This is a genomic window from Mangrovicoccus ximenensis (assembly GCF_003056725.1).
Classification (GTDB): Bacteria; Pseudomonadota; Alphaproteobacteria; order Rhodobacterales; family Rhodobacteraceae; genus Mangrovicoccus; species Mangrovicoccus ximenensis.
This window is the reverse complement of record NZ_QBKZ01000003.1, coordinates 1-13,494: the sequence shown is the minus strand read 5'-3', so window position 1 is coordinate 13,494 and position 13,494 is coordinate 1. Positions and strand designations below refer to the sequence as shown.

Annotated in this window: 13 protein-coding genes; 2 read left to right on the top strand and 11 right to left on the bottom strand. The window is 68.0% G+C overall.

Annotated features, from left to right (window positions below; genetic code table 11):
• Positions 1 to 117 precede the first annotated feature (117 nt).
• The 4 genes from C7T91_RS08445 to C7T91_RS08430 form a co-directional block, all read right to left on the bottom strand.
• Positions 118 to 858: a YebC/PmpR family DNA-binding transcriptional regulator gene (locus C7T91_RS08445; RefSeq protein ID WP_108258878.1), complete on the bottom strand. Its 741-nt coding sequence runs from the start codon at positions 856 to 858 to the stop codon at positions 118 to 120.
• Positions 859 to 944: 86 nt separating this feature from the next.
• The gene (locus tag C7T91_RS08440; protein WP_108258877.1) at positions 945 to 2,723 is read right to left on the bottom strand and encodes an SLC13 family permease; all 1,779 of its coding nucleotides are present in this window, start codon (positions 2,721 to 2,723) and stop codon (positions 945 to 947) included.
• Between the two features lie 114 nt (positions 2,724 to 2,837).
• Positions 2,838 to 3,650: a TIGR00282 family metallophosphoesterase gene (locus tag C7T91_RS08435; RefSeq protein WP_108258876.1), complete on the bottom strand. Its 813-nt coding sequence runs from the start codon at positions 3,648 to 3,650 to the stop codon at positions 2,838 to 2,840.
• 56 nt (positions 3,651 to 3,706) lie between these two features.
• Positions 3,707 to 4,054 carry a hypothetical protein gene (locus C7T91_RS08430; RefSeq protein WP_108258875.1) on the bottom strand — a complete coding sequence of 116 codons (348 nt, stop codon included), beginning with the start codon at positions 4,052 to 4,054 and terminating at the stop codon, positions 3,707 to 3,709.
• Positions 4,055 to 4,519: 465 nt separating this feature from the next.
• On the opposite strand from C7T91_RS08430, the gene C7T91_RS08425 reads away from it, so the two are divergent.
• Positions 4,520 to 4,948 (top strand): FKBP-type peptidyl-prolyl cis-trans isomerase, encoded by a 429-nt coding sequence (locus C7T91_RS08425; protein ID WP_108258874.1) that lies wholly within the window; start codon positions 4,520 to 4,522, stop codon positions 4,946 to 4,948.
• 1,098 nt (positions 4,949 to 6,046) lie between these two features.
• Here the strand turns inward: C7T91_RS08425 and C7T91_RS08420 are convergent.
• From C7T91_RS08420 to C7T91_RS08390, 7 genes are all read right to left on the bottom strand, one after another.
• Positions 6,047 to 6,313 carry a succinylglutamate desuccinylase/aspartoacylase family protein gene (locus C7T91_RS08420; protein ID WP_108258873.1) on the bottom strand — a complete coding sequence of 89 codons (267 nt, stop codon included), beginning with the start codon at positions 6,311 to 6,313 and terminating at the stop codon, positions 6,047 to 6,049.
• A gap of 218 nt (positions 6,314 to 6,531) precedes the next feature.
• On the bottom strand, positions 6,532 to 7,167 hold the full coding sequence (locus tag C7T91_RS08415) for a class I SAM-dependent methyltransferase (RefSeq protein ID WP_201742028.1): 636 nt from the start codon (positions 7,165 to 7,167) through the stop codon (positions 6,532 to 6,534).
• 644 nt (positions 7,168 to 7,811) lie between these two features.
• Positions 7,812 to 8,864 (bottom strand): L-idonate 5-dehydrogenase, encoded by a 1,053-nt coding sequence (locus tag C7T91_RS08410; RefSeq protein WP_108258872.1) that lies wholly within the window; start codon positions 8,862 to 8,864, stop codon positions 7,812 to 7,814.
• A gap of 10 nt (positions 8,865 to 8,874) precedes the next feature.
• Positions 8,875 to 10,152, bottom strand: a complete 1,278-nt coding sequence (locus tag C7T91_RS08405) for a TRAP transporter large permease (protein ID WP_108258871.1) — start codon at positions 10,150 to 10,152, stop codon at positions 8,875 to 8,877.
• 1 nt (position 10,153) lies between these two features.
• A complete protein-coding gene (locus tag C7T91_RS08400; RefSeq protein ID WP_108258870.1) occupies positions 10,154 to 10,654 on the bottom strand; it encodes a TRAP transporter small permease in 501 nt (166 codons plus the stop codon).
• Positions 10,655 to 10,772: 118 nt separating this feature from the next.
• On the bottom strand, positions 10,773 to 11,750 hold the full coding sequence (locus tag C7T91_RS08395; RefSeq protein WP_108258869.1) for a TRAP transporter substrate-binding protein: 978 nt from the start codon (positions 11,748 to 11,750) through the stop codon (positions 10,773 to 10,775).
• Between the two features lie 34 nt (positions 11,751 to 11,784).
• Entirely contained in the window at positions 11,785 to 12,483 is a 699-nt protein-coding gene (locus C7T91_RS08390) for a GntR family transcriptional regulator (protein ID WP_108258868.1), read from the bottom strand.
• A 136-nt stretch (positions 12,484 to 12,619) separates the two neighbouring features.
• On the opposite strand from C7T91_RS08390, the gene uxuA reads away from it, so the two are divergent.
• The coding region (uxuA, locus tag C7T91_RS08385) for a mannonate dehydratase (protein ID WP_108258867.1) at positions 12,620 to 13,494 on the top strand (875 nt) is incomplete at its 3' end.

Sequence of the window (13,494 nt, the reverse complement as noted above, 5' to 3'; positions counted from 1 at the left end):
CGGACGGGCGGTGCAGCACGCAGACGGCAGCGGCACGAAAAAACCGCCCCCGAGGGGGGCGGTTTCCTGTCGGTTCCAGCCGGGACGGGCGTGCAAGCGGCGCGCGCCCTAACCTGATCAGAGCGCGGCCATGACCTCGTCGGAGACCTCGAAATTGGCGGTGACGTTCTGCACGTCATCGTCGTCCTCGAGGATCTCGATCAGCTTGAACAGCTTCTGCGCGTCTTCGAGGCCGAGCTCGGTCGTGGTCTGCGGCTTCCAGATCAGCTTGGCGGATTCGGATTCGCCCAGGGCCGCGTCCAGCGCTGCCGAGACCTCGTTCAGGTCGGTATCGGCGCAATAGATCGTGTGGAATTCCTCGTCCGATTCCACGTCCTCGGCGCCGGCCTCGATGGCGGCTTCCATGATCGTGTCGGCATCGCCCGCGGAAACCGGGTAGATGATCTCGCCCTTGCGGTCGAACATGAAGCTGACCGAGCCGGTCTCGCCCAGGTTGCCGCCGTTCTTCGAGAAGGTGGAGCGGATGTTCGACGCGGTCCGGTTGCGGTTGTCGGTCATCGCCTCGACGATGATCGCCACGCCGTTCGGGCCGTAGCCCTCGTAGCGGATCTCGTCGTAGTTCTCGGCATCGCCGCCCATCGCCTTCTTGATGGCGCGGTCGATGTTGTCCTTGGGCATCGACTGGCCCTTGGCTTCCTTCACCGCCAGGCGCAGGCGCGGGTTCTTCTCGGGATCAGGGTCGCCCATCTTGGCGGCGACGGTGATCTCCTTCGAGAGCTTCGAGAACAGCTTGGAACGCGCAGCGTCCTGACGGCCCTTGCGATGCTGGATGTTGGCCCATTTTGAGTGCCCTGCCATGGGTCCCTCTCCGGTCTGTTTTGTCTTGATTGGCGTGTCCATAGCGCAACGGACCCGGGAAGGGCAATCCCGTCGCGCAGCGCGCCTCAGAGCGGGAAGAAAACCGGGATCGCCAGCGAGGCCAGCAGACCCATGGTCAGGTTGAGCGGCACGCCGACCTTGATGAAGTCGCGGAACCGGTAGCCGCCCGGCCCCAGAACCATCGTGTTGGTCTGGTAGCCGATCGGGGTGGCGAAGCTGGCCGAGGCCGCGATCATCACCGCCACGACCAGCGGGCGCGGATCGACGCCGAGCGCCTGTGCCAGCCCGATGGCAATCGGCGTGACCACCACCGCGACGGCATTGTTCGACACCATTTCGGTCAGGACCGAGGTCAGCAGGTAGATCGCGTAGACGATGAAGAAGGGCGGCAGCTGGCCCAGGGCAGGCGCAATCGCGTCGACGATCATCTTCACCGCGCCCGAGCTTTCCAGCGCGGCGCCGACCGCGAGCATCGAGAAGATCAGCGCCAGCAGGCGGCCCTCGACGAAGGAGAAGGCCTCGTCGGCATCGATGCAGCGGGTGACCAGCACCGTTGCCACGCCGAGCACGGCCAGAAGCAGGATCGGCGCCACGCCGAAGCCCGCCAGCAGCACGATCCCGGCCAGCGTCGCGATGGCGATCGGCGCATGCTGGCGGCGGTAGGCGCGCGCGGTCGGCGAGCTGACCTCGACCAGTTCCATGTCCTGCGCCAGGCGGCGGATGTCCTCGGGCGCGCCTTCGAGCAGGAGCGTGTCGCCGACGCGGACCACGATGTCGTCGAGCTGGCGGCCGACATTCTGGTTCGAGCGGTGCACTGCCAGCGGATAGACGCCGTAGCGGCGGCGCAGGCGCAGGCTGCGCAGGCTGCGGCCGACCAGCTTGGCGCCGGGGGTGATCAGGACTTCGACGATGGCGGTCTGCACCGAGGACAGCTTGTCGACGAGGCGCAGGTCCTTGTTCTGCTGGAAGCCGAGCAGCTCCTCCATCTCGGTCCTGAGAACCACGCGGTCGCCCGCCTCCAGCACGACCGCCGCGAGGTCGCGCCGCAGCGAGGCGTCGCCCCTGAGCACGTCGACCAGCCGCACGCCCTCGCGCTTGAACAGCGGCACCTCGATCGCCTCGCGGCCGATCAGCGAGCTGTCCTCGGGCACCGCGACCTCGGTGAAGAACTTCATCTTCGAGCGGCCCGACAGCATCGTCGCCATGCTTTCGCGGTCAGGCAGCAGATGCCGGCCGATCAGCCACAGGTAGATGAGGCCCCAGAGCACCACGAGAAGGCCGACCGGCGTCACTTCGAAGATCGAGAACGGCTCCAGCCCCTGGGCGCGGGCAACACCGTCGACAAGCAGGTTGGTCGAGGTGCCGATCAGCGTGACCGTGCCACCGAGGATCGCCGCATAGCTGAGCGGAATCAAGAGCTTGGACGGCGCAATGCCGAGCGATCGCGACAGCTGGATGAAGACCGGGATCATCACCACCACGACCGGCGTGTTCGACACGATCGCCGAGGCCCCCGCCACGAAGAGCAGCAGCACCGCCACCGCGATGCCGGGCCTGCCCTTGGCGGACCCGTCGATCTTCTGGATGAACCAGTCGAGCGCCCCGGTCCTGACCAGCGCGCCCATCACGATGAACATCGCCGCAATCGTCCAGGGCGCGGGGTTCGACAGGACCGACACTGCCTTTTCATAGGGCAGGATGCCCAGGATCAGCATCAGCGACACGCCGATCAGGGCGGTCACCTCGGCCGGGTACCGCTCGGTCAGGAACAGCCAGAACATGCCCAGGACCACGACAAGCGCCGCAACCGGCTGGCTTATCGGAATAAACTCATACCCAAGCATCCGGAATGGCACCCATTCTTCTTCGTCCGCACAGATTGGTCCATGCAACTCCGTGCCACAAGGGACAATTCGGCCGCGCCGCGTGCGGCTCTCTGGCGCTCCCCGCCGCGCGGATCAGGGGGCTGCCTGGGCGAGCCGCCCGCCGTTGCGGACCATCTCGACCCGCACGGCGCGCCCGGTGGCGTCGTCGGTCTCGACATAGAGCCCCGAGAGCGTCGCCTCGCCGGAGGCCGGGGTGAAACGGCCCTTGGACATGCCGGTGATGAAGCGGCGCATCGGCTCTTCCTTGTCCATGCCGATCACTGAATGGTAATCGCCGCACATGCCGGCATCGCTCTGGTAGGCGGTGCCGCCGGGCAGCACCATCGCGTCGGCGGTGGGCACATGGGTATGGGTGCCGACCACGACCGAGGCGCGCCCGTCGCACCAATGGCCCATCGCCATCTTCTCCGAGGTCGCCTCGCAATGCATGTCGACCAGCATGGCATGGATCTGCCCGCCGCGCGGATAGTTTCGCAGCACCGGCTCGATCGCCGAGAACGGATCGTCGAAGGGGCGCTTCATGAAGACCTGGCCCAGCACCTGAGCCACCAGGATGCGGCGGCCATCGGCGGTCTCGAAGACCCGCACGCCCTTGCCCGGCGCGGCCTTGGCGAAATTGATCGGCCGGATGATGCGCGGCTCGCTGTCGATGAAGGACAGCATGTCGCGCTGGTCGAAGGCATGGTCGCCGAGCGTGATGCAGTCGGCCCCGGCCGCGAGCAGGTCGCGTGCGTGGTCGGCCGACAGCCCGTGCCCGGCGGTCGCGTTCTCGCCGTTGACCACCACGAAATCGAGCTGCCACGCGTCGCGCAGCCCCGGAAGCCGGGTCATCACCGCGTCGCGGCCAGCCCGGCCCATTACATCGCCAAGAAACAGAATTTTCATGCCGCTCTGCCTAGAGCCCAAGCCCGCCGGGAGCAAGCGCCGACTGCGCCCAGCCGTCAGAAGGCCCCGTGCAGAAGGACGATGAGACCGCCGAAGGCGATGACCGTGCCCGAGACGGCCCCGAAGACACTCACCGCGGCGCGGAGCCGGGCGCTGCAGCGGGGCAGGAAAACCGCCGCAGCCGTCTCCCAGACGGCGATCGACAGGAAGAGCGCGCAGATCACCGGCAGAAGCGCCGAGACCGCAATCACCGTCCCCATGAGCAGGCCGGGAAAGCCGGCGGTCTGCACCAGCGCCGCCGAAATCGCCAGAAGCCCCGCCGCCAGCGCGCCCGCGGAGGCCACCGCGCTGAAATCTCCGCTCAGCCGGCGCAGATGCTCCCGGAAATCTTCTGTCTTTGCCAAGCGATGCGCTCCTTTTGCCTCCAGGGGCAGCCTGGACCGGGCCGCCGCTCCGGCCAACCCGTCGCGCCTGCCCCGGCGGCTCCCCGCCGCTTCGCCGTCCCGCCTGCCTGCCCCCCCGGCACCTCCGGGATCGGGCGCGTGGCCTGACCTCATATAGGGGAAAGGGGCATCGCGTCCTGAAGCCGACTTCTGCAACAATGCCGATGCCATCGGTCGACGGGCATCCTGCCAAATCCCGGCACCGGCCCGACAAGGAACGGTGGCCGGGATGACGGGGTTCCGTCCGGCCCCCGTCCGCGGCCCGCTGCCGTCCGTTCGAGGGCCCCCCGGCAGGGAGCAGGATCAAGTTTGCGCCGGGCGGTTTACATTCCTGCACAGAATTGACAGCTTGGGGCATGAGCGTTCGAGCTACCCGCGCCAAGCGCGGCCTCGGCAAATTCACCTCCCCCTCGAAAGGATACTCCCATGACCCAGGCAAAGCCGGGCGATACGCTGCATATTCACTACAAGGGCTCGCTGGATGACGGTTCCGTCTTCGACAGCTCCGAAGGCCGCGATCCGCTGTCCTTCGAACTGGGGTCCGGGCAGGTCATTCCCGGCCTTGACGCCGGGCTTGCCGGCATGGCGGTCGGCGAGAAGCGCACCGTGCGGGTCGAGGCGGCCGATGCCTATGGCGAGCACCACCCCGAGCGGATGCAGGCCGTCGACCGGGCGAACGTCCCGGACCACATCCCGACCGAGCCCGGCACCCAGCTGCAGGTGCAGACGCAGGACGGCCAGGCAATCGCCGTCGTGATCGCCGATGTCACCGAGGACGAACTGATCCTCGATGCCAACCATCCGCTGGCAGGCAAGGCGCTGACCTTCGACGTCGAACTCGTCGCCATCGCCTGATCCTGGCTGGAAAAGATCCGCGCGGAGCATTGCTGCTCCGCGCGGCATGGACCCGCGGGCGGGGTGCCGTGACGGGTGCGGCGCTTGAACAGCGGCTTTGCCGGGCAGCGTGGTCCGATCCGGGCACTGCCGGTTTGTCCCGCGGCACGGCATGGCGGCGATGATGCGGTCCGGGACCGCTCCCGGACGGGAACCTCTCTCCCAGATATGCCGGTTTCTGCCGCTGGCCTCGCGCAAGGTCCCCTTTCGGACCTGCAATCGCCACGCTGCGGGTGGCCAATGGTGCTGCTGCGGCTTGGCCAGTCGGAGAGAACCCCTGTTCAGGAGACACCCGCCAAGGTCGCGATCAGGGCGCATGTCGTGGCGTTGGCTTGGACCCGGGCGCCGCACCGGTCGGCTTTTTGCGTAGCGGCAGGCCGCGGCGCGGCGGGACAGAAGCCTCGAACGCCTTCTGCATGGATGGCATCCGGCGGGGTGGAAAGCTCGGGGGCCGCGGCCATGGCAAACCCTTGGCCGCGTGCCGGCGGCCGATGATGGCCTGATCCTGCAGCTGGTCTGCCTGCCGCAACGGGAGCGGACGTGCGATTTGCGAGGGGACGCAGCTGACGGCTTCCCTCCCGGCCGATCACTTTGGAGAGCGTTGCCCGTTCTGACGCGGCCCGATCTTGCCGGCACCTGCGGATGGAGCAGGCCGGGCTGCGGGCCTGTGTCCTGATGCTGTCAGGCGGGGCGGGACCGGTCCGGGGGAAGGGCTCCCTTCGGCAGCCCGGGCACGCGGCGGGCCGGAGTGGCGCAGAGTGCAGGTAGCTGGAAGAGTCCGTTCAGCCGGACGGCCGGAGGCAAAGCAGGGCAAAGAACGTAAACCGGCCCGAATGCAACCGGGGCAGGCGGCTGCCCTGCCTGCATCCGGACCGGTCTCCTCCGCGACGACGCGCCGGCCCTTTTTCCGAATCTTGCCCAACGGCCAAGACATGGCGGGGAAAGCTGCCCGGCCTTCCTGCCGTCGCAGGCGGAGGCCCCAAGCGCCATTCCCGTGCGGCCGGTGCGGCACCGGCCGGGCGCAGGGCGTGGCGGAACGGACGGCTGCAAGCCTGCGGATCAGTCCGTCAGGAGCTTGCCGCTGCGCTCGGGCAGGGGGGTCTTGCCTGCCACCTTGCCGATCACCTTGCCGGGCCAGGCATAGGGCTGGTCATGGCGCGCGAAGAGCAGGCCGTCGGTGCTGGCCTCGATCGCGACCGAACCGCCGAGCGGATTGACCACCGTGGCGATGACGTCGCCGGTGCGCACCGTGTCGCCGAGGCGCGCGTGATAGGTGACGATGCCCTCGGCCGGAGAGACCACCTGCTGCATCGCCTCGAGCGGCATCGCCTCGCAGAGGAGCCGCGGCAGCGCGCCGGGGCTGCCCTCGACCGCGCCGCGGCGCTCGAGTGGAATGTACCCCCGAGAACCTCAGGATGCACGATAGGTTGCATTATGTTTGGAAGTCATTGCGCGCGGAACACAGCGGCAATGACTGCCTTGGCATTGGTGGTCCAAGGCAGGACCAGCCGACATTGCCGTTGCACAGAACCGCTCTTCCGCTCTCACCGGCCAGGGCGCTGGAACCGGTAGACCGAAGCGGGCGGAAGGTTGCCGAGCGTGCTGCCGATCCGGGCGGCGGCGAGACCGAGTTCGCCCAGCATCTCGCGGGACACCGGCGGCCGCGGACCATAGGTGAACTGGTAGAACCGGCCCTCGGGACGGAGCACCGAGAACGCGGCTGCAAGGATCTTCCGGCGCTGTGCCGGCGGCATGGACAGCAGCGGCAGGCCGCTGACGACATATCCGGGGCGGCGCTCCGCCCAGCCGGGAAGCTCGCCGAGACGCACCGCATCCATCTGCAGGACCGTCGCCTCCGGGAAGCGCTCGCGCAGCGCCGGCGCGAATTCGGAGCAGAACTCCACCAGCGTCAGGTCGCGCTCAGGCACCCCCCGGCCGAGCAGCGCGCGGGTGAACACCCCGGTGCCCGGCCCGAGCTCGATCACCGGACCGCCATCCGGCTCGATTTCCCGGGTCATCAGCGCGGCCAGGCGGCGGCCGGACGGCGCGATCGCCGAGACCCGCAGCGGGTTGGCCATCCAGGAGCGGAAGAAACGCGCGAAATCGCCGTCCATCCCGCCGCGCAGCGGCGGCGTGCCGCAATTCGCCAGCGCCGGGGGCTTCCTTGTCCGCATCTGCATTGCTGGGCTCTCCCTGTCTTTTCGGGAGCCTAGGCCGTTAACCTTGCATTCGGCAATCCCTCCTGAACCTGCCGACATTCCGGATCGGTTCACGTTGCTGACAGTTGCGTTGCGTCTGCGCGTTGCGCCAAAGGGCAGATGGCGCAAGTTCCGGTCCATGCGGCGAGGACGGAAGAGGACCCGGACTGCACAAGATTCAATCGCCCCAGCCCGCTATCTGGGCATTGGCTTCGGCGCTGTCGGCATGGGCGGCGCGCGGTGGCGCGGTGGCGCGGCTGAATTCGAGGAGCCGGTCCGAGGCTGTCCCGAGGCAATGCCATCGGCGTACCCCCCCACGGGAGGTCGTCCTCAGACTGCGGCGGCTTGATGGTTCCGGCATTTCGCCTGAGGCCAGAGAGCGGACAGAAACGCCCGGCCGGACCCGCGAACCATGGACAGTTGCCTATCGGATTGGCTGTCAAAGTCGGGGGCGCCCGCGTTGCACCGGAGACCCGCAGGCAGGGCTGCACTGGCCGCCCGCAGGCCAACCTCAGCTGTGGTTGCGGCGCATGAGCGGGACTGCCAGCGATGACCTCGCCCGGCGCGCTGCCCAAGGGACAGGTCCGGGCGCCGCCATGCCGCGCCCGGATCAAGGCCTGTGCCGGTCAGGCGAAGGTCAGCTGGACCTTCACCGCCTTCGAACGGTCGAGCGCCAGCGACATCGCCTCGTCCGCCTCCTCGACCGGCAGGCTGTGGGTCACCACCGGTGCCAGGTTCAGCGCGCGGCTGTTGATCAGCTCCACCGCCTGGCCGAATTCGGCGTCGAAGCGGTGCGATCCGACCAGGTTCAGCTCTTTCGCCACCAGCATGTTGAACGGCACCGGGGTGTCGCCCATCACGCCGACCTGCACGATGGTGCCGAGCGGCCGGGTGCAGGCGATCGCCGTGCGCAGTGCCGGCAGCGCCGCCGAGCATTCGAAGACCAGGTCGAACTGGCCCTTCTCGGCCTCGTATTCCGCCAGATCGCCTGCATTGGTCGCAACATTGACCGTGCGGGTCGCGCCGACCTCTTTCGCCACGGCGAGCGTTGCGTCCTGCAGGTCGGTGACGACGACTTCGGACGCGCCGAAATGCTTCGCCAGCGCCACGCAGAGCGCGCCGATCGGGCCGGCGCCGGTGACGAGCACGCGCTTGCCCTCGAGGCTTCCCGCGATCGCCATGGCGCGGGTCACCGCACGGCGGCAGACGGCCAGCGGCTCGGCCAATGCGGCCTCGGCCATCGGCACGCCCTCGGCAACCGGGTAGCACTGCCCTGCCCCGATCGCCAGCCGGTCGCGGAAGAAGCCCTGCTCATGCGGCAGGAACATCGCCGAGCCCTTGAAGCGCATCGACATGCAGTGCTGGTGGTCGCCGGCCTGGCAGAACTTGCACTCGCCGCAGGGATGCGACGGGTTCACCGCGACGCGGTCGCCGACCGACAGGCCTTCGACGCCCTCGCCCAGCGAGACCACCGTGCCCGCGGCCTCGTGGCCGATGATGATCGGCTCGCGGACCCGGATCGTGCCGATCCCGCCATCGGCGAAATAGTGGATGTCCGAGCCGCAGATCCCGCCCGCGCCGATCGCCACCACGACCTCGCCCGGGCCCGCTGCGGGCTCCTCGAGGGTTTCGACGCGGAGATCACGCTGGCCGTGCAGCCTTGCGATGCGGATGGTCATGATGCCTGTCCTAGTTGCTCAGGAGGGAGGGAAGCCATGTGCTGAAGAACGGGACATAGGAGACCAGCAGCAGCACGATGATGTTCGTCAGCAGGAAGGGCGCGATGGCGCGCGTCACCTGCCAGAGGGAGATCCGGCCGATATCGGCGCAGATGAAGAGGCAGACGCCGACCGGCGGGGTCGTCAGGCCGATCATCAGGTTCAGCACCGCGAAGACCGCGAAATGGATCGGGTCGACGCCGACGCCGGTGGCCAGCGCCAGAAGCGGGCCGAAGAGGATGATCAGCGCGGCGATCGTCTCCATGAACATGCCGACGAAGAGCAGCACCAGGTTGATCAGCAGGATCACCAGGAACTTGTTGTCGGTCACCGAAAGCACGGCATCGGCGATCATCTGCGGGATGCGCTCGGAGACAAGGATCCAGCCGAAGACATTGGCCAGCCCGACCAGCGCCAGGATGGCGGCGGCGGAGATCGCGCTGTCGACGATGAGCTTCGGCACCTCGCGCAGCTTCAGCCCGCGATAGACGAAGGCGCCGACGATGAAGGCGTAGATCGAAGCGACGATGGCGGTCTCGGTCGGGGTGGCGAAGCCGGTGAGCAGGCCGCCGACGATCAGGCCGGTCATCGACACTGCCCAGAATGCGCCGAGGAAGGCCTTCCACAGCTCGCCGAAGCCCTGCCACGCCTGGCGCGGGAAGTCGCGCTTGCGGGCGATGACCCAGGCGGTGATCATCATCGCGACGCCCATCATGATGCCCGGAAGCGCGCCGGCGATGAACATCTTGCCGACCGAGATGCCCGACAGCGTGCCGACGATGATCATCGGCACCGAGGGCGGGATGATCGGCCCGACGGTCGAGGAGGCGGCGGTGATCGCGGCCGAGAAATCAGCCGGATACCCGGCCTTCTTCATGCCCGGGATCATCATGCCGCCGATCGAGGCGGCATCCGCGGCCGCGGTGCCCGAGATGCCGCCGAACAGCATCGAGGCCGCGACGTTGGTCAGGCCGAGCCCGCCGCGCATCCAGCCGACCAGCGCCTGCGCGAGCCGCACGATGCGCCCGGTGATGCCGCCGGCATTCATCAGGTTGCCCGCCAGGATGAAGCCCGGGATGCAGAGCAGCACGAAGCTGTCCATGCCGGCATACATCTTCTGGGGAATGACGACGAGCGGCATGCCCTTGAACAGCAGGTAGGCCATGGACGAGACGCCCAGGGTCACCGCCACCGGCAGGCCGATGACGAGGCCGCCGACGAAGCAGCCCAGCAGGATGGTCAGCTCCATCTCAGAAATCCTCTTCGGTGCGTTCGGGCAGCCCGTCGGTGGTCCCGGCCAGCATCCCGGCGAGGCGCAGCCCCGCAAAGAGGCTCAGCGACAGGAGCGCGACCAGCACGGAGGCATGGATCCAGTCCATGCGGATGCCCAGCGACGGCGCGGTCTGACGGGCGCCGATGGAAACGTAGAGCCAGGTCGACTTGACCAGCACGAGGCCGAAGCCGCAGGTGATCACGGCGCAGACGAAGCGCAGCGCCCAGGAGACCTTCCGCGGCAGCGCCTCGGAGATGATGTCGACATTGACGAGATTGCCCGAGCGGTAGGCCAGGCCGACGCCGAAGGCGGCAAGGAACAGCAGCGCAAAGCGGGTCAGTTCCTCGGTCCAGACGACCGAGGGCACGATCCCCGAGCGCCCGGCCAGCTGCAGCACCACGGCGACGATGATGACGCCGAAGGCGATGCCGGTGGCAATCCGGGCAATCGCGCTCAGCACGGAGGTGAGCTTTTCCATTGGGGCCTCGTCGGAAAGGGGCGGAGAAGGCAGGCCCGGGGCGGCATCGGCCGCGCCCGGACCAGTGGGGCAGGTCACCGGGGGGAGAGAGCGGACCTGCCCCCGACCCGCGGAAGGGTCACTCGGCGAAGAGCTGTTCGACCTGCGGGCGGATCTCGTCGGAGACGGAGGACAGCACGGCATCCTTCGCGGCCGCCGAGAAGGCCGCGGCGTCGACTTCGACGAATTCCATGCCGAGACCTTCCAGATCGGCCTGGAGCTGCGCCTCGTCCGCCAGGAAATGCTCGCGTTCCCAGGCCTGGGCACGGGCGGCGGCTTCCATGACGGCGGCCTGGTCTTCCTCGGACATCTGGCCCCAGGCCATTTCCGAGATCGTCAGGTAGATCCAGGACCGGACATGCTGGGTCAGGTTGACGTAGTCCTGCACCTCGTTGAAATTCGCGGTCTTGATCAGCGCCAGCGGGTTTTCCTGCGCCTCGATCGTGCCGTTCTGCAGCGAGGTGAAGACCTCGGAGAAGGCCATCGGGGTCGGGTTCGCGCCGAGCGCCTTCCAGACGTTCAGGAACAGCGGCACGTTCGGCACGCGCATCTTCAGGCCTTTCAGGTCATCCGGGCTGGCGATCGGGCGGTTCGAGGTCAGGTTGCGCGGACCGCGGGCGAAATAGGCGATCGGGCGGATGCCGACGCGGTCGATGATCTGCGCCTCGATCTCGCCGCCGAGCTCGCCGCCTGCCACTGCATCCATGCCCTCGAGCGAGGTGTAGGCATAGGGGATCGCCAGCAGCGCGGCCATCGGCGCGTAGTTCTGCAGGCTCTCGCCGGTGATCGTCATGTCGGCGGTGCCGAGCTGCATGCCGTTGATGACATCCATCTCCTTGCCGAGCGTCTCGTTCGGGTAGATTTCCACCTCGATCCGGCCCTCGGTCAGGGACGACAGCTCTTCGGCGAATTTCTCCGAGGCCTGGTGCCAGATGTTGTCCTCGTTGGCCGGGTGGCCGAGTTTCAGCACCATGTCGGCGGCCATCGACGGAGCGGCAAGCGCCGCCGAGGCGATGCCGGCCAGCATGAGGGTCTTGAGAGATTTGGCGACGATCATGGTTTCCTCCCCTGAAGTCGTCTGGATGAACCGCCTATTCGCCCGAGGGCTCGAAATAGGCGGGGAAAGTGTCACGGATTGCCGGCAGGTCCTGCAGGATCATCTGCAGGTGGCTGCGCATGGCGGCTTCGGCGGCGGCCGGGTCGCGGGCCTCGATGGCATCGACCACGGCGGTGTGCTGCACGATCAGGTGCGCGAGCGGGAAATTGGCGATGGTCATCTGGCGGACGCGGTCCATCTGCGACTTCATCCCCTCGATCACCGACCAGGCATTGGGGCGCCCTGCCCCTTCGGCCAAAGTGCGGTGGAACCGGTCGTCGAGCGGCACGAAGCCCGCCGGACCCTCGCCGACCAGCCGCTGCTGCTCGGCGATCTGGGCGCGCAGATCCGCGACCAGCCCCGCGGGCGGCGCGGCGGCGCAGGCCTTGACGATATCGGCCTCGACCGCCTCGCGGACGAAACGCGCATCCATCACCGCGTCGAGCGAGATGCGGCGCACGAAGGTGCCGCGCTGCGGGCGGATTTCCAGCAGCCCCTCCTCGGAGAGCTTGATGAAGGCCTCGCGCACCGGCTGGCGCGACAGGCCGAAGCGCGCGCCGATCTCGGCCTCGGACAGGCGGGTGCCGGGTTCCAGGAGGTTCTGCACGATGCTGTCGCGCAGGATGCGGCTCAGCTGCACCCCCACGGGGGCGGTCAGGTCGATCTGTGCCTGTGCGGGAATGTCGATGCCCATGCCGCGTCCTCCTCGGCCCCGGCATAGCGCCATACTTCCATACTAGTCAACCGGTAAAATCTCTGCTAGGCCTCCATGCCAGACGGGCCCGTCGCGGCCCCGTCCTCCGAAGCAGATTTCGAAGGGAGGCTTGGAAATGCGCCAGACCTGGCGGTGGTTCGGTCCCAAGGACCGCGTGAGCATCGACGACATGATGCAGGCAGGGGTCGAAGGCGTGGTCTCGGCGCTCCACCATGTGCCCACGGGCGCGGTCTGGAGCCCCGAAGAGATCGCGCAGCGCCAGCGCGAGATCGCGACGCGCAGGGACGGCCGCCCCTCGACGCTCAGCTGGGACGTGGTGGAATCGCTGCCGGTCTCCGAGGACATCAAGAAGCAGAAGGGCGACTGGAAGACCCATGTCGCCAACTGGAAGACCTCGATGCGCCACCTCTCCGAGGCCGGAATCGAGGTGATCTGCTACAACTTCATGCCGGTTCTCGACTGGACTCGGACCGACCTGGCATGGGAACGGCCCTCGGGCGCGCGCTGCATGCGCTTCGACCTGATCGACTTCGCCGCATTCGACATCCATGTGCTGGCCCGCGCCGGTGCCGCCGAGAGCTTCCCCGAAGAGATCGTCGCCGCTGCCGCCGAGCGCTTTGCCGGGATGGACGAGGCGCGCAAGACCCAGCTGGCCGGCAACGTGGTCTTCGGCCTGCCCGGCGCCGCCGAAAGCTTCACGCTCGAGGATGTCCGCGCGCATCTGGCCGAGTATGACAGCATCTCCGAAGCGCAGCTCCAGTCGCACCTGATCGACTTCCTCGCCGAGGTCGCGCCGCTGGCCGAAGAGCTCGGCATGCGGCTCTGCTGCCACCCGGACGATCCGCCCTTCCCGCTTCTCGGCCTGCCGCGGATCATGTCGGGCGAGGCGCATTACCGCAAGATCCTCGACGCGGTGGACCTACCGTCGAACGGCGTGACGCTCTGCACCGGCTCGCTGGGCGCGCGTCCCGACAACGATCCGGTCGCGAT